18 protein-coding genes and 2 tRNA genes are annotated in these 18,477 nt (G+C 74.3%); 9 read left to right on the top strand and 11 right to left on the bottom strand.

The features are described from left to right. Positions 1 to 21: 21 nt before the first annotated feature. The 7 genes from CRP29_RS04675 to CRP29_RS04645 form a co-directional block, all read right to left on the bottom strand. The gene (locus tag CRP29_RS04675; protein ID WP_097193813.1) at positions 22 to 984 is read right to left on the bottom strand and encodes an LGFP repeat-containing protein; all 963 of its coding nucleotides are present in this window, start codon (positions 982 to 984) and stop codon (positions 22 to 24) included. Between the two features lie 179 nt (positions 985 to 1,163). After that, the gene (locus tag CRP29_RS04670; RefSeq protein WP_176522850.1) at positions 1,164 to 2,201 is read right to left on the bottom strand and encodes a PHP domain-containing protein; all 1,038 of its coding nucleotides are present in this window, start codon (positions 2,199 to 2,201) and stop codon (positions 1,164 to 1,166) included. Between the two features lie 25 nt (positions 2,202 to 2,226). Then, on the bottom strand, positions 2,227 to 2,772 hold the full coding sequence (locus tag CRP29_RS04665; RefSeq protein WP_097193812.1) for a DoxX family protein: 546 nt from the start codon (positions 2,770 to 2,772) through the stop codon (positions 2,227 to 2,229). A gap of 205 nt (positions 2,773 to 2,977) precedes the next feature. Next, the gene (locus CRP29_RS04660; RefSeq protein ID WP_097193811.1) at positions 2,978 to 4,408 is read right to left on the bottom strand and encodes a bifunctional phosphatase PAP2/diacylglycerol kinase family protein; all 1,431 of its coding nucleotides are present in this window, start codon (positions 4,406 to 4,408) and stop codon (positions 2,978 to 2,980) included. Between the two features lie 52 nt (positions 4,409 to 4,460). Beyond that, positions 4,461 to 4,697: a hypothetical protein gene (locus CRP29_RS04655; RefSeq protein ID WP_097193810.1), complete on the bottom strand. Its 237-nt coding sequence runs from the start codon at positions 4,695 to 4,697 to the stop codon at positions 4,461 to 4,463. Between the two features lie 199 nt (positions 4,698 to 4,896). Continuing rightward, on the bottom strand, positions 4,897 to 5,151 hold the full coding sequence (locus tag CRP29_RS04650) for a hypothetical protein (protein WP_141437044.1): 255 nt from the start codon (positions 5,149 to 5,151) through the stop codon (positions 4,897 to 4,899). 109 nt (positions 5,152 to 5,260) lie between these two features. Beyond that, positions 5,261 to 5,794: a CGNR zinc finger domain-containing protein gene (locus CRP29_RS04645; RefSeq protein WP_097193808.1), complete on the bottom strand. Its 534-nt coding sequence runs from the start codon at positions 5,792 to 5,794 to the stop codon at positions 5,261 to 5,263. A 103-nt stretch (positions 5,795 to 5,897) separates the two neighbouring features. Here CRP29_RS04645 and CRP29_RS04640 point away from each other — a divergent pair, with 103 nt between their 5' ends. From CRP29_RS04640 to CRP29_RS04630, 3 genes are all read left to right on the top strand, one after another. Beyond that, positions 5,898 to 7,109, top strand: a complete 1,212-nt coding sequence (locus tag CRP29_RS04640) for an MFS transporter (protein ID WP_097193807.1) — start codon at positions 5,898 to 5,900, stop codon at positions 7,107 to 7,109. 173 nt (positions 7,110 to 7,282) lie between these two features. Further along, positions 7,283 to 7,371 (top strand) — tRNA-Ser (locus CRP29_RS04635). Between the two features lie 20 nt (positions 7,372 to 7,391). Beyond that, a tRNA-Arg gene (locus CRP29_RS04630) sits at positions 7,392 to 7,464 on the top strand. A 100-nt stretch (positions 7,465 to 7,564) separates the two neighbouring features. On the opposite strand, the gene CRP29_RS04625 is transcribed toward CRP29_RS04630, so the two are convergent. Further along, positions 7,565 to 8,041: a DUF7144 family membrane protein gene (locus CRP29_RS04625; RefSeq protein WP_217991442.1), complete on the bottom strand. Its 477-nt coding sequence runs from the start codon at positions 8,039 to 8,041 to the stop codon at positions 7,565 to 7,567. Positions 8,042 to 8,310: 269 nt separating this feature from the next. Between CRP29_RS04625 and CRP29_RS04620 the strand changes: the two genes are divergently transcribed. Continuing rightward, positions 8,311 to 10,749 carry a transglycosylase domain-containing protein gene (locus tag CRP29_RS04620; RefSeq protein WP_097193806.1) on the top strand — a complete coding sequence of 813 codons (2,439 nt, stop codon included), beginning with the start codon at positions 8,311 to 8,313 and terminating at the stop codon, positions 10,747 to 10,749. Here the strand turns inward: CRP29_RS04620 and CRP29_RS04615 are convergent. From CRP29_RS04615 to CRP29_RS04605, 3 genes are read right to left on the bottom strand one after another with little or no spacing between them, the layout of a single operon-like run. After that, positions 10,715 to 12,148 carry a dihydrolipoyl dehydrogenase family protein gene (locus CRP29_RS04615; RefSeq protein WP_097193805.1) on the bottom strand — a complete coding sequence of 478 codons (1,434 nt, stop codon included), beginning with the start codon at positions 12,146 to 12,148 and terminating at the stop codon, positions 10,715 to 10,717. The two genes, CRP29_RS04620 and CRP29_RS04615, sit on opposite strands and share 35 nt — an antisense overlap. Positions 12,149 to 12,200: 52 nt before the next feature. Beyond that, positions 12,201 to 12,812 (bottom strand): class F sortase, encoded by a 612-nt coding sequence (locus tag CRP29_RS04610; protein WP_245852439.1) that lies wholly within the window; start codon positions 12,810 to 12,812, stop codon positions 12,201 to 12,203. Beyond that, positions 12,809 to 13,747: an ice-binding family protein gene (locus CRP29_RS04605; RefSeq protein ID WP_176522815.1), complete on the bottom strand. Its 939-nt coding sequence runs from the start codon at positions 13,745 to 13,747 to the stop codon at positions 12,809 to 12,811. The genes CRP29_RS04610 and CRP29_RS04605 overlap by 4 nt, the downstream gene beginning before the upstream one ends. Before the next feature lie 437 nt (positions 13,748 to 14,184). Between CRP29_RS04605 and CRP29_RS04600 the strand changes: the two genes are divergently transcribed. From CRP29_RS04600 to CRP29_RS04580, 5 genes are all read left to right on the top strand, one after another. Next, positions 14,185 to 15,294 carry a hypothetical protein gene (locus CRP29_RS04600; protein WP_097193803.1) on the top strand — a complete coding sequence of 370 codons (1,110 nt, stop codon included), beginning with the start codon at positions 14,185 to 14,187 and terminating at the stop codon, positions 15,292 to 15,294. A gap of 84 nt (positions 15,295 to 15,378) precedes the next feature. Further along, entirely contained in the window at positions 15,379 to 15,855 is a 477-nt protein-coding gene (locus CRP29_RS04595; RefSeq protein WP_245852433.1) for a MarR family winged helix-turn-helix transcriptional regulator, read from the top strand. A 142-nt stretch (positions 15,856 to 15,997) separates the two neighbouring features. Then, positions 15,998 to 16,975 (top strand): tripartite tricarboxylate transporter substrate binding protein, encoded by a 978-nt coding sequence (locus CRP29_RS04590; protein WP_097194111.1) that lies wholly within the window; start codon positions 15,998 to 16,000, stop codon positions 16,973 to 16,975. A 39-nt stretch (positions 16,976 to 17,014) separates the two neighbouring features. Continuing rightward, a complete protein-coding gene (locus tag CRP29_RS04585) occupies positions 17,015 to 18,001 on the top strand; it encodes a tripartite tricarboxylate transporter substrate binding protein (RefSeq protein ID WP_097193802.1) in 987 nt (328 codons plus the stop codon). A 31-nt stretch (positions 18,002 to 18,032) separates the two neighbouring features. Then, positions 18,033 to 18,476: a tripartite tricarboxylate transporter TctB family protein gene (locus tag CRP29_RS04580; RefSeq protein WP_097193801.1), complete on the top strand. Its 444-nt coding sequence runs from the start codon at positions 18,033 to 18,035 to the stop codon at positions 18,474 to 18,476. The last annotated feature ends 1 nt before the right edge of the window (position 18,477 follow it).

Here is an 18,477-nt window from a genome sequence, read left to right as displayed (position 1 = left end):
TCCGCCGCCGGAGGCCGCCGGTCACTCGTAGAGGTAGGCCGAGGCGCCCTCGCCCGGGTACCACTCGATCCAGCCGTACTCGAACTCCTGCACCGTGCCGCCGTCCTGGGTGTCGTACTCGGGGGAGGTCGGGTAGCCCAGCTCGGAGTTCTCCCAGCCCAGCGACGACCAGACGGCGTGGAACTCGCCGGTGACGGCGTACGCGCCGGTCCACGGCGTGAAGTAGATCGAGCCGCCCTCGAAGTGGTTGAACCGGCCGATGCCGTCGGGGGTCGGCAGCTCGCTGGTCAGCGGGTAGCCCAGCGGGCCGGTCTCCCAGCCGTTCGAGGCGTAGGTCTGGGAGATGGCGCCCCACACCGCGTGGGCGCCCGTGCTCGGCGTCCAGTAGACGAGCCCGCGCTGGAAGGCGTTGAACCGGCCCCGCCCGTCCGGCGCCGTCAGCTCCCCCGTCGTCGGGTACCCGAGCTGGCTGGCCTCCCAGCCGTGCGAGCCGTACTCCTGGAGGATCGCGCCACGCACCGCGTGCGCGCCGGTCCACGGCGTCCAGTAGATGAGCCCGCGCTGGAAGACCTGGAAGCGGCCGAGGCGGTCGGGCGTGGGCACGTCGCTGGTCAGCGGGTAGCCGAGGTGACCGGCCTCCCAGCCGACCGTCCCCCACTCCGCGAGGAACGGAGCCCACACGGTGCGGGCGCCGGTCCACGGCGTCCAGTAGATCGAGCCCTGGCCGAAGACGCTGAACCGCCCGAAGCGGTCCGGCGTGGTGAGCTCGTTGGAGCGGGGGATGTTCAGCCGGCCGTACAGGCCGCCCTGGGCCCGGTACTCGTCGAGGATCGCGCCCTGCACCGTCCACGTGGCGTAGTTGGGGTCGGTGTAGCGGAACGTGTCCGCCTGCGCGGGGCTCCCGCCGAACGTGACGACCGCCGCGACGGCGGCGGAGAGCAGGGCGGCGGCCGTGCGACGGCGCGCGCGGGTGGAGCGGGACATGCGGGATCCTCCGACGGCGGAACGGGTCGGCCGTCGACGGGGAGCGATCGGCACGCGAGCGGCCGGGTGGCCGCGGTCGGGCGAAACGTAGACCAGAACCGTGCCGGTCCGGTAGGTGCTGATCTGCCGACGCCACTGGTGTCACACCGGTCGCATCGGGCCAGCTCAGCGCGCCGTCGTCAGTCCTGCGTCCAGGCCAGCAGCTCGTCGGCGGACCGGGTGTTGATCACCCGGCCGGGCTCCACGCCGCACTCGATGGCCCGCTCGACGCCGTTGTACTGCCAGTCCAGCTGACCGGGTGCGTGCGCGTCGGTGTCGATGGCGAACTCGCAGCCCAGCTCGCGGGCCAGGGTGAGCAGCCGCCGCGGCGGGTCCAGCCGCTCCGGGCGGGAGTTGATCTCGACGGCGGTACCGAACTCGACGCAGGCGGCGAACACCGCCTCGGCGTCGAAGGTGCTCTCCGGGCGCGGCTTCTGCTCGCCGTTGCGCTGCTTCCGCCCGATCACCAGCCGGCCGGTGCAGTGCCCGAGGACGTCGGTGTGCGGGTTGGCGACGGCGGTGAGCATCCGCTCGGTCATCTCCGCGCTGGCCGCGCGCAGGTCGGAGTGCACGCTGGCGACGACGACGTCGAGCCGGCCGAGCAGCTCGTCGGTCTGGTCGAGGGTGCCGTCGGCGTTGATGTCGCACTCGATGCCGGTGAGGATCCGGAAGGGCGCGAGCTCCTCGTTGAGCGCGGCGACGACGTCCAGCTGCTGCTCGAGCCGCGCCGGGGACAGGCCGTTGGCGACGGTCAGCCGGGGGGAGTGGTCGGTCAGCGCCATGTACTCGTGGCCGATGGCGATGGCCGCCTCGGCCATCTCGCGGATCGGGCTGCCGCCGTCGGACCAGTCGGAGTGCAGGTGCAGGTCGCCCTTGAGTGCGGCCCGGAACGCGGCGACGTCGTCGGCCATCGGGACGAGCTCGGCGAGGTCCTGCTCGAGCTTTGTCAGGTACTCGGGCACCTGGCCCTTGTGCGCCTGCACGACGACGGCGGCGGTCTTCGGGCCCACGCCCTTGAGGTCCTTGAGCGTGTTGGTGCGGATCTTCAGGTCGAGCTGGTCCGCACCGAGCCCGTCGACGACGGCGGCGGCGGTGCGGAACGCCTGCACCCGGTAGCTGGGCTCGCGGGCGCGCTCCAGGAGGAAGGCGATCCTCCGGAGCGCGGCCGCGGGTGCCAGGGGCGTGCTCAGTGCCCGACCCTGCTCAGTGCTTCTTCTTGAGCTTCTTCTCGGCCTTCTTCTGCGCCTTGGCGGCGCGCTTGGAGGCCTTCTCGAAGCTCTTCTCGGTGGCGACGGCCGCGGCCTTGGCGCCCTTTCGGGCGCGGTAGCCGACCGACGGCTTGCCCTCGGTGTCGACGGTGGCCAGCAGCAGCCCACCGATCAGCCCGAGGTTCTTCACGAAGTGGGCGATCTTCTCGAAGGAGACCTTGGGGTCGTCCTCCTCCCAGAACCGGTGACCGGCCAGCGTCGTCGGCACGGTCGAGCCGGCGAGCGCCAGCGAGGTCAGCCGGGGGAGGCGGCCGAGGGCGAACAGCGCACCCGCACCCACCTGCAGCGCGGCGTTGGCCTTCACGTACTGCTCGACGTCGCGGGGGACCTGGACCGGGAGCTGCTTGTCCGCGGTCTCGGCGATCTTCTCCACGACCGGGGCTGCCCCCGGGACGCGGTCCTGCGGCTTGCGCAGGGTGCTGATGCCGCCGTAGATGAACGGGGCGGCGAGCAGGGGCCGAGCGATCCGGCGGACCAGCATGGTGACCTCTTTCCCTCTGTACCTCGATGGACGTCGGATCGTGCACTGCCCGGCCCGCGCCCGGGGCAATCCCTGCGTCCGACCGTAGTGATCACGGGCGCGGTCCGCCCCTCGACGGCTGGCACGCACTCAGCGGGCCGACTCCGGACGTTGCCGCCGCGATCGTGTCCGCAACGTCCGGAATACGCCGGCACAGTGGACGAGGTCAGCGGGGGCGGGAGCAGTAGACGGTCAGCGACGCGCGCTTGCGGAAGCGGAACTCGGTGGCCGGCTCGCCCATCTCGCCGTCGTAGGCCACCCGCTGCGGGCCCGACCGGGAGACCACGTCCAGCTCCGTCGTCTGGAACTTGCCGTAGCTGCGGCTGTGCTCGCTCACGCCCAGCAGCGTGGCCAGGACCGCGCGGGTGCGACCGAAGCGGAGGTCGGCGCGCAGGTACTGGACGTCGAGCAGACCGTCCTCCAGCCGCGGGCGCCAGGCGGGGGAGAGCCCGCGCGGGGTGTAGAGGCCGTTGCCGACGAAGAGGATCCAGACCCGCAGCCGCTGCCCGTCCACGTCGAGCTCCACCGGCGTGCCCGTGCGCAGCACCTGGGCCGCCGCCACGGTGAGCGCCAGCCACTTGCCCATCCGCCCCGACAGCCGGTCGCGGCGGCGCACCATCTCCGGATAGGCGCCGATGCTCGAGGTGTTGAGGAACGGCGTCCCGTTGACCTCGGCGACGTCGACGGTCACCCCCTCGCCGGCCAGCACCCCGTCGACGGCGTCCTGCGGGGTGAGCAGGCCGACGTCGCGGGCGAAGTGGTTGAGCGTGCCCGCGGGGATGACGGCCAGCGGTAGCCCGTGCTCGAGCGCCACCGCGGCGGCCGCGGCCACGCTGCCGTCCCCGCCCGCGACGCCCAGGGCCCGGGCGCCCTCGCGGGCCGCCGGCCCGAGCAGCTCCTCGACGCCGGCGTCCTCGGTCAGCTCGAGCACGCGCGCGCGGGGCAGCAGGCGGCGGATGTCCTCGGCGGGGTCGTAGTCGTCGGGGCCCGAGCGCGGGTTCACCGCGACCACCAGGCCCTCGCCGTCGGGGAGGGCCGGGGCGTCCGAGGCCGGGCGCACCCGGGCCGGATCCGTGGGGCGCACCCGCCACCAGTGCTGCGTGGCCGCGGCCACCCCCGCGCCCACGGCGAAGCCGGCGACGACGTCCCCCGGGTAGTGCACGCCGACGTGCACCCGCGAGTAGCCGACGGCGAGCCCGACCGGCGCGAGCGCGGCGCCGACCGGCAGCGACTCCATGGCGACACCGGTGACGAACGCCGCCGCGGAGGCCGCGTGCCCGCTCGGGAAGGACGACGACGTCGGCGAGCGGTGCAGCATCCGCTCGCTGCGCCCGCTGTGCTGGGGCCGGCCGCGCCGGACGACCGGCTTGAGGACGGTGTTGACCAGCGCGCTGGTGATCGCCATGGAGCCGGCTCCCCGCAGGGCGGCGCGGCGCAGCGGCCCCCGGCGGAGCGCCAGCAGCCCGCCGATGCCCAGCCACAACCGGCCGTGGTTGGCCGAGCGGGTGAGCCGGTGCAGCCATTGGTCGGCCGGGGAGCTGGGCAGCCCGCCGACGAGGGCGTGCAGCCGGGCGTCCAGGTTCGGCGGGGTGGGCACGCCGGGACGCTAGTTCAGCGTCGGCCCGCGTGCGGCCAGGGACGCGGGGAGGTCAGGCGACGAGCGCGGTGGGCGCGGTGCCGACGAAGGCGTACCGGCCGGCGAAGTCCCAGGCGCCGGCGACCCACTTCTCCAGCCGGTACTCGTCCGGGTCCAGGGCGCCCCCCGAGGCGCGCACGGAGGCGTCGCGGACCGGCAGGCCCCGGCGCATCGCGGCCAGGTCGTCGTCCGCGGCGAGGAACGCACCGGCCTCCTGGCCGTCCTGGGTCACCACTCGGTAGCGCATCACGGCCGCAGCGTCGCCCGGAGTCCGTGCGGAACGGGCCAGGCTCGCTCGCGGCGCTTCCCTGGCGCCCCACCCGCCACGCCCCGCCCCAGCCGTGCCGGGATCAGGGAACCTGATCGTGCTGCGTCCTCCCTCACGGTGGGCGGTGAGGGAGGAAGCGCGGCGGTGAGGGAGGACGGGCGTCGACGTGGATCGCCGTACGTCAGCTGTGGCTGTGCGCCGCCCTGTTCGGGAGCGCCGCCAGCCGGCGGAACTGGACGGATCCGCGGTACTCGAAGTGCACGGCGCCGTGCGGCCCGAACACCTCCTGGGGCCCCACCACCCGGAGCGTCGACCAGTCGGCCACCCGCCGCTCGTCGTCCGCGGCGATGAGGCGGTGCAACTCGGTGCGGAGCGCGGACGTCGCGCCGGCGAGATGCGCGAACGGCAGCGTCGTCGTCGTCCTGTACCTGTCCATGCCGGGGATGTCGGACGCCGCCCCGCCTGACTGGACCCGCTCCACCGACGCTTCACCCGATCGGGTGAACGCACGCCCCTGACCTGGGCTTTCGAGTCCGGATCGGCCGCTATTCGGTCTTCTGGCGGGCGCGGTACGCGGCGACGGTCGAGCGGCTGGCGCAGGTGTTGGAGCAGTAGCGGCGGCTGGCGTTGCGCGAGGTGTCGACGTAGACGTCGTCGCAGCTCTCGGCCGCGCAGACGCCCAGGCGCTGCCAGCCGTGCTGCACGACCACCTGGGAGAGCCCCATCGCCACGGTCGTCGTCAGCTGCTCGAGCGCGGGGGCGTCCGGGCGGGCGTAGTGCAGGTGCAGCTCGCCGTCGTGGTCGGTGGCGTAGGGCCGCGGCCGGGCCAGGGCCAGCAGCTCGTTGAGCCGGTCGAGGACGTCGGCCTGCGACTCGGCCAGCGCGACGGCGCGCACCAGGTCAGCTGTCGCGGCTGCCCGGGAGGTCTCACCGGGGGAGAGCTCGAGCGAGGTGCCCGGCGTGAACCACTCGTCGTGGGAGGCCAGGAAGGCACGCGCCCACTCCGGGTCGCTGCGCTCGGTGTTGGCCAGTTCGATCGCCAACTCCACCGCAGTCGACCCGTAGGTGTCGTAATCCATGTGACTCCCTACCGATCCGTGCTACCGTCGCGTCTCGTAGGTGGTCAACGTGCATTGACCGCCTACCGATTCCTTGTCCTGCAAGTGGAAAACGAGCTTCCCCGTGCGTGCGTACCTCCCTGTCTGGCGGCTGCCCTCGGCCCCCGTGCTGCTGCTCGCCGGTTTCGCCGGCCGGCTGCCCTCGGCCATGGTCCCGCTGGCGCTGCTGCTCATGGTGCAGCAGCAGACCGGCTCCTATGCCGTCGCCGGGCTCGCGGCCGCCACGCTGGGCGTCGCCTCGGCGGTCATGGCGCCGATCCTCGGCCGGCTCGCCGACCGCCGCGGCCCCCGCCCGGTGCTCCTCGCGCAGGCCGCCGCCTATCCGCTGCTCCTGGCGCTGCTCGTGGTCGCCGTCCTGGCCGGTGCGCCGAACGCCGCCGTGATCGCCGCCTCGGCCGGGGCGGGCATGGCCACCCCGCTGGTCTCGGGCACCGTGCGCGCGCTCTGGTCGCGGGTCGATCCGCGGGTGCGCCCGACCGCCTACGCGCTGGACGCCACGGCCACCGAGCTCGTCTTCGTCGTCGGCCCCTCGCTGGTCGCGGCGCTCGCCGTCCTCACCTCCCCGGCCCTGGCGATCGGCGTCGCGGGCGTGCTCGCCGTCGCCGGCTCCCTGGGCATCGCCACCTCGGCGGCCACCCGGGCCTACGTCCCCTCGCCGGGGGCGGGTGCGGGGATGTTCTCGACCGTCCGGACGCCGGGCATGCCGCGGCTGCTGATCAGCGGCGCGGCCCTGATGCTCGGGTTCGGGGCGCTCGAGGTCGCCGTCCCGGCGTTCGCGGAGCAGATGGGCCGGCCGGGCATGTCCGGGATCCTGCTGGCGCTCTGGGCGCTCGGCTCGACCATCGGCGGCCTGTGGTTCGGCGCCCGCGTGCTCAGCATGTCGCTGCCCCGGCAGTACCGGCTGCTGCTGCTCGGCGTGACGATCGGCCTCGCGCCGCTGGCCTGGATCTCCAGCCCGTGGGCGCTGGGCGTGCTGCTCTTCCTGGGCGGGACGGCGATCGCCCCGACCCTGACCGTGCAGAACACGCTGGTCGGCTCCATGGCGCCGATGCACGCGACCACCGAGGCCTTCACCTGGCTGTCCACCATCACCGTGGGCGCCTCGGCCATCGGTGCGGCCGTCGGTGGCGCGCTGATCGAGGGCCGGTTCGGGGTGAGCGGCAGCCTGGCGCTGGCCGCCGTGGGTGCGGCCACCGCCGTCGCCATCACGCTCGTGCCGGGGCGTCGTCCGGTGGCGGTCGCCCGGAACGCCGTCCGCGAGCCCGTTGCCGCCTGACCCCACCGGCGAGTGCGACGAACTCGTGGCCATCAGCGCCTCATCGCCACGAGTTCGTCGCACTCGTCGCGGGGAGCGCGTGGGCGGGAGCGGGAGGGGCCACCCGGGCTGCGAGCGCGGCCCGGGGCGCTGGTAGTCTCTCCGTCGGCGGTTACGAGGAAACTCGGACCCCGGGAGGCTTCGCCTAGTCCGGTCTATGGCGCCGCACTGCTAATGCGGTTTGGGTTAATCCCCATCCCGGGTTCAAATCCCGGAGCCTCCGCGCACCACAACTGAACACAGGCACCCGTAGCTCAACGGATAGAGCATCTGACTACGGATCAGAAGGTTAGGGGTTCGAATCCCTTCGGGTGCACGTCTGGTTGAGACACCGAGCGGCCCCGCACTTCGACGGAAGTGCGGGGCCGCTTCGTCGTCCGGCGCGGGCGGTCTCCAGCGGGGTCGTGCCCGCCTCCTCAGCGCGACCGCAGTTCGTCCCCGTGCACGACGATCGCGTAGATGATCAGGACGTCGACGGCGATGACGATCGTCGACCAGATCGGGTAGGCCGGGATGAAGGCGAGGTTGGCCAGCGCGCTGACGCCGGCCAGCGCGACGCCGACGATGCGGGCGGCCAGGTTGCCGGCCAGCAGCCCGAGGCCCAGGAGGATCGCGAGGACCCCGATGGCCAGGTGCGCCCAGCCCCACGTGGTGTAGTCGACGTCGAGGACGAGGCCGCTCGGCCGCACCACGAACAGTCCGTCGTCCAGCAGTGCGACGAGTCCGAGCACGACCTGGAAGGCGCCGGACAGGATCAGCATCGCCCCGCCGAACACCACCCATCCGGTCCACCCGGAGGGCCGGCTCTGCGGTGCGGAAGGGCTGCGCGGTGCCGGTACGCCCGGGCGCGCGGTCGTCGTGGTGTCCTGCTGGTTGCGTGTGGTCTCGGTCATGTCGCCCCCTCGGTGGCCCTCGTCCGGTGCGGGTGCGGAGCGCCAGCGGCGCCGCGGATGGCGGCGCGGGACCAGCCTTCGACGGCGCCCGGGGGGAGGCGAGGGGCGAACGTCACGGGGACCCGGGCGGGACGTCCTCCGGCCTCGTCAACCAGTTTGCGGTTGCGTGACGACCTGCCCGAGCACGTGGCTCCCCGCGCAGAGGCGGGCACGGTGGACGGTGGCCCACCCCTGGGTGGGCCGACCGCTGTCGTCCCCGAAGGAGCTCCGTGTCCGTCCGTCGTCCCGCAGGCGGCCTCCTCCTGCCCGCCGTCGAGGACGCCCCGCCGACCCGCCCACGCCGGCTCCGGGCCCTGTGGCTCCTCCTGCTGGGCGTCGTCCTCGCGGGCGCGCTGACCGCAGGGCTGGCCTGGCCGCTGGTCGGTGGGGCGGCCCTGGCCACCCGGACCACGGCCGAGGTGTTCCGCCCGGTCGGTGCCGACCTGCTGGACCGGACGCCGCCCGGCAACACCCGGATCCTCGCCGCCGACGGCCGCCTCGTCGCGGAGCTGTTCCGGCGCAACCGCACGGTGGTCCCGAGCGAGGCGATCGCGCCGGTGGTCAAGGACGCCCTCGTCGCCATCGAGGACGCGCGCTTCTACGAGCACTCCGGCGTGGACGTGCAGGGCTTGGCGCGGGCGGTGGTCACGAACGTGGCCGCCGGTGGCGTCGTGCAGGGCGGCTCGACGTTGACCCAGCAGCTGGTGAAGCAGATCCGGCTGCAGACGGCGGACGACGCCGACGCGCGGGAGGGCGCCACCGAGCAGAGCGTGGGCCGCAAGCTGCGGGAGGCGCAGCTGGCCCTGGGCCTGGAGAAGCGCTACACCAAGGACGAGATCCTCACCCGGTACCTCAACCGCGTGTACTTCGGTGCCGGCGCCTACGGGATCGCCGCCGCCGCCGAGACCTACTTCGACGTGACCCCCGAGGCGCTCGACCTGGCCCAGGCCGCCACGCTCGCCGGCCTCGTGCAGAGCCCGTCCGCCTACGACCCGTTCGTCGTACCCGAGCGGGCGACCCAGCGGCGCGACGTCGTCCTGGGCCGCATGGTGGAGCTCGGCATGGTGGAGCAGCAGGCCGCCGACGAGGCGCGGCGGGCCCCCGTGGTCCTGCAACCGGGCGACGGGCCGCCACGGGGTTGCCGCGAGGCGACGACGGCCGGCTTCTTCTGCGACTACGTGCTGCAGTACCTGACCGGCGAGCTCGGCCTGTCCCGCGACCTGGTGGAGACCGGCGGGCTCACCGTGCGCACCACCCTCGACCCGGCCATGCAGTGGGCCGGCGACCTGGCGGTGCGCGCCACCGTCGCCGAGGAGGACCCGGTCGCCGGCATCTACACCGCGGTGGAGCCCGGTACCGGCCGGGTCCTCGCGATGGCGGTGAACCGGACCTTCGGCGCCGTGTCCGGTGACCCCACCCGGACGTCGGTCAACCTGGCGCTGGCCGCCGGGCAGGGCGCGGGCTCCATCTACAAGACGTTCACCGCCGCCGCGGCGATGGAGCAGGGTTTCGGCCTCGACCACGTCATCACGACCCCGGACCCCTACGTGTCCGACGTCTACACCGACGGGGACGGCCCCTACGACGTGGAGAACGCCGGCACCTACCCGAGCACGCTGACGATGGAGGAGGCGCTGTACCGGTCCTCCAACACCTACTTCCTCGCACTGGAGGACCAGCTGGGCTCGGTCGAGGGGCCGGTGCGGATGGCCCAGCGGATGGGGCTCACCTCGCTGGACCCGGTGGCCGACGCGATCGTCGCGGAGAACCGGGGGTCGTTCACCTTCGGCTCCGAGGCGACCAGCCCGCTGGCCCTGGCCAACTCCTACGCCACCCTGGCCTCCGGCGGGGTGCGGTGCGCACCCACGCCGGTCGACGAGGTGCTCGACCGCGACGGGCAGCCTCTCACCGACGCCGACGGCCGCCCGCTGGGCGGGTCGCGCGGGTGCGAGCAGGTGGTCGACGTCGGCCTGGCGAACACCCTCTCCCAGGCCCTGCGCAAGGACGTCGAGCCGGGCCACCCGGGTCAGACCGGCCGCCGGGCCTACGTCCCCGGTCACGAGATCGCCGGCAAGACCGGGACGACGCAGAACAACTACTCGATCGGCTTCGTCGGCTTCACGCCGCAGATCTCGGCGAGCGTCCTGCTCTACGACCCCGTCGCCAACCGCGACGTCGGCGGCTTCGGTGGCGGCAAGGCCGCCCAGATCTGGCACGACTCGCTGGCGCCGGTCCTCGCGGACCGGCCGGTCGCCCGCTTCGCGCCGGCCGATCCCCGGTACGTCGAGGGCACCCGGCAGACCGTGCCCGGCGGCTGCGTCGGCGCCGACGAGAGCCGGTGTCGCAGCCTGCTGTCCGGCGTGGGGCTCACCGCGGTCGTCACGCCGGTCGACAGCGCCCGCCGGCCGGGCGTGGTCCTGGAGGTGCGGCCGGGGCCGGGCGTGGTGGCGAGCACCGACCAGCCCGTGACGGTCCTGGTGAGCAACGGCGCCCGCTGGACGCCGCCACCGCCACCGCCGCCGCCGCCGCCGCCACCGCCACCGCCACCGCCGCCGCCGCCGCCGCCACCGCCCGCCCCCGAGCCGGAGCCGGAGCCGGAGCCGCAGCCCGCGCCGGCCACCGGACCCCCGGCGGCTACCGGACCCGGCGGACCCACCGCAGCGCGGTGACGGCGAGCATCGCCGAGCGGCCGGTCAGCCGGGCGCGGACGTCGGCGATCGCGGCGTTCCACTGCGGGTCGGCGTAGGTGGGATAGGGGTGGACCGCGCCGGTCAGGTGCGCGGTCGTGAGCCCGCGCGACACCGCCAGCGTCAGCTCGGCGAGCGCCTCGCCCGCCCGCGGGCCCACCACCGTGGCTCCGCGGACGCGGTGCCGGCCGTCCACGACCAGCCGGGTGAACCCCTCGGTCGCCTGCTCGGCGATCGCCCGGTCGGCGTGGTCCAGCCCCTGGGTGTGGACCTGCCGGTCCGGCCCCGGGTCCGCCGTGGGCTCGCCGACGGCAGCGACCTCCGGCCGGGTGAACGTCACGCGCGGCACGGCGGACAGGTCGATCCTGCGGCGCAGGCCGAGGACGGCGTTCAGAGCCGCGGTGTTGCCGTGCACGCCGGCCACGTGCGTGTAGGCGGGGTGGCCGGTCACGTCGCCGGCGGCCCAGATCCGCGGGTTCGTCGTCCGCAGCGCGTCGTCCACGACCACGCAGCCGCGGCCGTCCACGGCGACGTCCGCCGCGTCGAGCCCGAGGCCGGCGGTCCGCGGGGTCCGGCCGACGGCGACGAGCAGCCGGGTGAAGCCGGCGGTGCCGCCGTCGGACAGGTGCAGCGTCCCGCCCTGCGGGCCGCCGGTCACCCGGACCGGCGCGCCGCCCGTCCGCACGTCCACGCCGTCGCGGCGGAGCGCGTCGGCCACGACCGCGGAGGCCGCCGGGTCCTCACCGGGCAGCAGCCGGTCGGCGGCCTCGACCAGGGTCACGGGGACGCCGAGCCGCGCGAACGCCTGGGCCAGTTCGCAGCCGCTTGTGCCACCGCCCAGGACGGCGAGCCGAGCGGGGAGATCGGGCAGGTCCCACAGCGAGTCGGTGGTCAGCGGATCGACGTCGGCCAGTCCGGGCAGCTCCGGCAGGTCCGGGGCCGAGCCCGTGCACACGAGGGCCTGCCGGAACCGGACCGGGACGCCGTCGACCTCCGCCCGGTCGCGCCCCGTGAACCGCACGTCCCCCGTCGCCGTCCCGGCGCCCGAGGCCCGGACGGCCTCCGGCGAGTCGACCGGCTCGATGGTGGTGATCGCCTGCCGCACGGCCGCGAGCACGGCCGGGCCGTCGACGCGCACGTCCCCGACGTGCACGCCGTAGCGGCTCGCGGCCCGGGCGTCGGCAGCGGCGTGCGCCGCCGCGAGCAGGGCCTTGGAGGGCACGCAGCCGGTCCACAGGCAGTCCCCGCCGAAGCGGGCGCGCTCCACGAGCAGGACCCGGGCGCCGGTCGCTGCCGCGACCTGGGCGCCGACCAGGCCGGCGGTCCCGGCGCCGACGACCAGTAGGTCGACGCGGTGGCGGGGGAGTGCGGGAGCGGACATGCCCCACCTTGGCACCGTCGGGCGGCGATCTCCGCCCGAGCAGGCGGTCCGGTCAGGCGGGCACGAGGTCGGCGAAGACGACGATGTTGTCGGTGTAGCTGCGCTCGCTCGCATCGAAGGATCCGCCGCAGGTGATCAGCCGCAGCCCCGCGTGGTCCAGGTCGCCGTAGACGGCGTCGGTCGGGAACTCGTCCTTGTCGAACTGCTCGACCGAGGTGACCGCGAAGACGACCGAGCTGCCGTCCGCCCGCGCGACCGTGATCCGGTCCGCCGGCTCGAGGGAGCGCAGGTCGTAGAAGACCCCGGGCTCGCCCTCCCAGTCGACGTGCCCGGCCATCACGGCCGGGCCGGTGGCGCCGGGCATGGGGGCGCCGGTGAACCAGCCGGCCGGGAAGCCGGTGGGCGGCACCTCCAGCGAGCCGTCGGCCTGCAGGCCGAGCTCCATGAGGTCCGAGTCGACGCCGATCTCCGGGATGAGCAGTCGCACCGGCGCCGCCGTCGTCGCGGCGACGACGGGAGCGACCGGAGCGGCCGGGGACGACGACGCCGTCGCGGTGGGAGCCGCCTCGACCGGCGCGCTCCCGCCGCCGCACCCCGTCACGAGGACGGTGAGCAGCGCGCCGGCCAGCGCGCCGCGGGCTCGGGTCGAGCCGGGGAAGGTCACTCGCAGGTGCCGCGCACGCTGCTGCCGTCGCCGGCGTCGACCGAGCCGACCGGGACTCGGGAGACCTGGCGGCCCGAGCCGGCCGGGGAGCCGTCGCCACCGGAGGCCGCCGGGACGCCGGTGGTCGCGGAGGCCGCAGGGCCGTCGGCCGCGGGGCTCGAGGGCGCCGCCGTCGTCGTGGGCGGCGTGCTGCAGACCGGGCGCGTGATGACGTTGTCGATGAGGGTGACGGCGCCGTTCTGCGCGAGCAGCCGTCCGGTCACCTCGGCGCGGTCGTCCAGCGTGATCGTCATGCCGGCGAGGATGGTGCCGACGAACTCGCTGTCGGAGCCGAGCGTCGCCGAGACGGCCACCCGCCAGTACACGTTGCACGCCTGGGCGCCGTTGGTGAGCACGATCCGGCTGGCCGAGCCGGTCGTCAGCGTGTCGCCCGCCTGGAAGATGAAGACCGAGTCGGCGTTGCCCTGGCCGTCGAGGGTCAGGGTTCCGGTGAGTCCCATCGCCGTCGCCTGGGTGTAGACGCCGGGGGTCAGCGTCGCGGCCGGGTTGGCGAGGTCGGCCGAGATGGTCTGCGTGGGCGCCTGGGCCGCCGCGGCGTTGAACGCGGCGAGCAGGCCGGCCTGGGCCGCGGTGGCCTCCGGCACGGTCCGGTGCACGCCGTCGAGGACGATGTCGGACTCCCCGGTGACCGCCGGCGTGGGTGCGGTGCCCAGGTCGCCGGTGATCTCGGTGCTGCCGGTGTTCGTGATCCCGGCGCCGGCGAGCACGGCGTAACCGTCCGCCGCACCGAGGTCGATCGAGGTCGCGGCCCGGGCGCTGCTCGACTGGTCGAGCAGCAGGCCCGCCGTCGTGAGCAGGGCGAGGGCCGCCGCGGCGGCGCCGAGGCGTCGCCGGGTGGACGAGGTGGGCGCAGTGTGGTCGAGGACCGACGTCACGTCGGCGCTCCCGTCTCCCGGCACGAGGACGCCGGAGTTGCCGTGCTCGAGGACGACGGCGACTCGGGGGTCGGCATCGAAGAGTCCTCGAGGGCGACCCTACGGGCCTGTGATCGGATAACTACTGCCTGTCATCAGATCGGGCGAGTGTTTTCGGTCGAGATCCCAGGCGCCCCAGGGGCATCAGCAGCGGTACGGCCGCCTGCGGGAGATGAGGGGCGGGGGGCCGGTCCTGACGGTCTGGCCGCGTTGGTCGGTCTTCCCAGCGATGGGAAGCCACTCGTTGCCGGCTGCCCCCGCCCGACCCAACTGTGAGCCAGGCCACAGTGCGGCGTCAAGCGTTCCGGGCGAGTTCGTCGGCGCCGGACGTCGGATTGCCGACACACCGGCGGACACGCCGGGCCGGGCCCCTCCGCCCCGGTGACGCACTGGCAACGATGCGTGACCTCGGTCATCATCGGAACAACGACGAGCCGGATCCGGGGGGCAGGCCGATCGACATCAACCAGCGCCGTGCTCCGCGCGCGGCGACGCCGGGGCTCGCCGCCCTGCTCGCGGGGCTCGTGCTGGGCTTCGCCGTGGTGGGGGTCCTCGCGGCCGCGCCGGCGGCGGCCATCGACGACCCGAGCCTGCCCGACGCGCAGGTCACCCGCGGCCCCAGCTGCCAGCCCGGCGGCCTGGTCGTCGAGGTGGTCGCCGGCACGGCGCCCTACGCCGTCCGCCTGGCCACGACGCGGCTGCCCACGGGCGAGGACGAGTCCCTGCTCCAGCCCGGCGAGACCGTCGTCCTGCGCACCGGCGACGTCGCTCCCGGCGAGACGATCGACGGACGTCTCGAGTTCACCGCGCAGGACGGTTCCGGGTTCGGCTACGTCGACGAGCTCGACGACTACACCTTCACCCGGCCCACCACCGAGGACTGCGACAAGGCCACCGCCCCGCCGTCGAGCCCGTCGATCCCGTCGCCGTCCCCGACGCCGACTCCGGTGCCGAGCCCCGGGTCGACGTCCCCGGAGCAGCCCGCGGGCACGCCGTCCTCGTCGTCCCCGCGGCCGACTCCGCCGCGGTCCTCGCCGTCGTCCACCACGCCGGCCCCGGCTCCGACGGCTGCGGGACAGCCCGCGCCCGCCCCGCCGTCCGGCCATCCGCCGGCTCCGCAGGCCGAGGCGCGGGTGAGCCCCGCGCCGGTCGCCGCCGGTGACACGATCCGGGTCCGCGTGGACGGCTACCTCCCCGGCGAGCGGGTCACCATCGCGCTGCACGGCAGCGGCGAGGTGCTCGGTTCGGCCGTCGCCGACGACGACGGCGCAGTCGTCGCCGAGGTGCTGATCCCCGCCTGGACCGCCTCCGGCCCCACCTCGCTCGACGTCGTCGGCGCCAGCTCGACCGCCGCCGCGGACGTCCCGCTCGACGTGGCCGCGGCTGCGACCGGCGCGCCGGAGGGCGACGAGCCCTCTCTCGTGCCGCTGCTCGCCGCCGCCGGGGCGCTCGTGGCCACCGGTGCCGGGCTCGTCTCGATGACCACCCGCCGGCGGCCAGGGCGCTGATCCCGACGCGACCCGCGAGGGAGCGGTTTCGGCCGTCCCCCGGTGGGGGACGACGGCCGCGTGCACCTGTCCGAGGACGCGCCCGTGCGCGAGGTTCCCCGGGATCCCGCCGCGCTTCCCGGAGCCGCTCCCCGCCCGGCCGAGACGTGGTTGCGCATCGTGCAGGTGCACGACCGGATCACCCGCCGGGTCGACTCCGCACTTCACCGCCGGCACGACCTCTCGCTGACCGGCTTCGAGGCACTGCGCCGGATCGCCGAGTCACCCGGCGAGCGGGCCTCGATGAGCGAGCTCGCCGAAGCCCTCGGGCTGTCACGGCCGGGGGTGACCAGCACGGTGAGCCGGCTGGTCGCCGACGGCCTGGTTCTGCGCGAGCGTCGGGACGCCGACCGGCGGGTGCTGCACGCGACGCTCACCCCCGCGGGGCGGCAGCGGGTCACCGAGGCGGCGCGCACGCACGACGAGCTGGTCGCGCATCTGCTCGCCCACCTCGGGGACGACGCCGCCGTCGTCACCGACGCCCTGGCGCGGGTGTCCTCCGCCGCCCGCGCGCGGTCCTGACCCGGCTGCACGCGGCCCGGGGACGGACCGGTCCGGATCGTTGCCGCTTCGTTGCCCCGCCGACCTGTCCGGTGCCCTGACCTGTGTTTGCATGGTGTTGCTCAGGTCACAACGTGGTGCACGAGACGAGGGGGTGGCGACGATGCGGCGAGCATCCAGGGGCGTTCCGGTGCTGCTGCTCGTGGCGGCGGGCGTGCTCGTCGGCTGCGGGGACGACGCCGACGGGGGTGGCGACGCCGCGGACTACCCGAGCGACGACATCCGGCTGCTCGTGCCGTACGCCGCCGGCGGCCCCACCGACCTGACCACCCGCACGGTCGGCAGCTGCCTGGAGTCCGAGCTGGACACCACCGTGGTGGTCGAGAACCTGCCCGGCGGCTCCGGCGCCCTGGCCACCACCGAGCTGGTCGGGGCCGAGCCCGACGGGCACACCCTCTCCCTGGTCACGGCCGGCACGATGGTGCTCACCCCGCTGGCCAACGAGGTCGGCTACACGGTCGAGGACATCACGCCGATCGGTGTCATGGCCGAGGTGCCCTCGGTGCTGGCCGTCGGGGACAACTCGCCGTACGCCTCGGCGGAAGATCTCGTCCAGGCGGTCGAGGCCGAACCGGGCTCCGTGGACGTCGGTGTCCCCGGCGCCTCCACTCCGCAGGGGATCGAGCTGCAGCGCTGGGCCGACGAGCACGGCATCGAGGTCACCGTGGTCCCGTTCGACGGGAACGCCGAGATGACGACGGCGCTGCTCGGCGGCAACGTCGACGCCGTCCTCATCAACGCCTCGCAGGACGTCACGGCGAACATCGACGCCGGCCAGTTCGTCCCGTTGATCGCCTCGTCGGAGGAGCGGCTGGACTGGCTGCCCGACGTGCCCACCTTCACCGAGCTGGGCTTCGACGGCCTGACGCTCTCGGGCTCCACCTTCGGCCTCGCCGGTCCGGCCGGCCTGCCCGACGACGTCGTCACGACGCTCGAGGACACCCTGCAGTCGTGCCTCGAGCAGGACGAGGTGCGCGAGGGCATCGGTGAGGTGTACGTGCCGGAGGAGTTCGCCGGCGCCGACGACCTCGCCGAGATCCTCGACGAGACCCAGCAGGTCTACGAGCCGATCCTCGGCTGACGCCCGACCCATCCGCGAGACCGACGACCGGAGGACCCCATGCGCCGCACCCGATCGACCGCCCCCGCCCTGCTCGCCGCGTCCGTGCTCGTCCTCGCCGCCTGCGGGGACGACGAGGGTGGCTCCGGCGGCGGCGGTGAGGCCGCCGACTACCCGACCGACGACATCAACCTCTACGTGCCCTACGCGGCGGGCGGCCCCACCGACCTCGCCGCGCGCACGATCGGGAGCTGCCTGGAGGAGGAGTTCGGGCAGACGGTGATCGTCGAGAACCGCGAGGGGGCGTCGGGCTCGATCGGCATGCAGGCGATGCTGGCCGGCGATCCCGACGGGTACACGCTCTCGCTGATCGCGGTGCCGGCCACAGCCACGAACCCGCTGCAGGACGAGGTCGGTTACACCAACGAGGACTACATCCCGATCGCGGCGGTCACCGAGATCCCGTCCGTGATCGCCGTCGGCGCGGACTCCGAGTTCGCCGACGCCGAGGCGTTCTTCGCGGAGGCGAAGGCGAACCCGGGATCGATCAACGTCGGCGTCCCGGGGACGACGACCTCCCAGGCCATGGAGCTGCAGCGCATGGCCCAGGAGTACGACACCGAGCTGACCCTGGTGCCGTTCACCGGCAACGCCGAGATGACCGCCGCTCTGCTCGGCGGCAACGTCGACGCCGTCTTCATCAACAGCTCGCAGGACGTCCTGACGCAGATCGAGGCCGGCGACTTCGTGCCGCTGGCGGTCAGCACCCCGGAGTCCGTCGACTACATCGACGCCCCGCCGCTGGCCGAGCTCGGCTTCCCCGAGCTCACCAACAGCGTGTCGGTCTTCGGGCTGGCGGCTCCCGCCGAGACCCCGGACGACGTCATCAGCACGCTCGAGGACACCGTCGCCACGTGCCTGGAGAACCCGGAGACGATCGAGCGGCTCGGCGAGCAGTACGTGCCCGACGAGTTCATCGGCACCGACGCCTTCCAGGAGCGGATCGAGGAGATCGTCGAGGCCTACGGCCCGATCATCGAGGACTGACCACCCCGGCCACCGTCCCCACGGGAGAGAGATGTCCAAGCACCTCTACCGGCTGGCGCCGCTCGTCCTGCTGCTGTTCGGCATCGCCGCGATGCTGCAGGCGCGCGACCTGTCGCTCGGGGAGTTCAGCTCGCCCGGGCCCGGGCTGTGGCCGTTCCTCTGCGCGGCGCTGCTCTCGCTGACCGCGGCCGTGCTGCTGATCGTCGACGACCCGGCCGACTACGAGCCGTGGACGCGGGGCACGGCCGGCATCGCGCTGGGGTTGCTCAGCCTCGGGATCTTCATCCTGCTGTTCCAGGAGATCGGCTTCATCATCCCCGCGGTGCTGATGCTGCTGATCTGGCTGCGCCTGTTCGCCCGGGAACCCTGGCGGTGGGCGGTCCCGCTGGCGGTGATCGGGGCGGTGGTGTTCCACCTGGTGTTCGTGGAGGCCCTGGGCGTGCCCTTCCCCGACGACATCGTGCTGGGAGGCTGAG

The sequence above is a fragment of the Blastococcus aggregatus genome, from assembly GCF_900221005.1.
GTDB classification, from domain to species: domain Bacteria; phylum Actinomycetota; class Actinomycetes; order Mycobacteriales; family Geodermatophilaceae; genus Blastococcus; species Blastococcus aggregatus.
The sequence above is the reverse complement of the archived record's forward strand: the minus strand, read 5'-3'. Positions and strand labels throughout refer to the sequence as shown.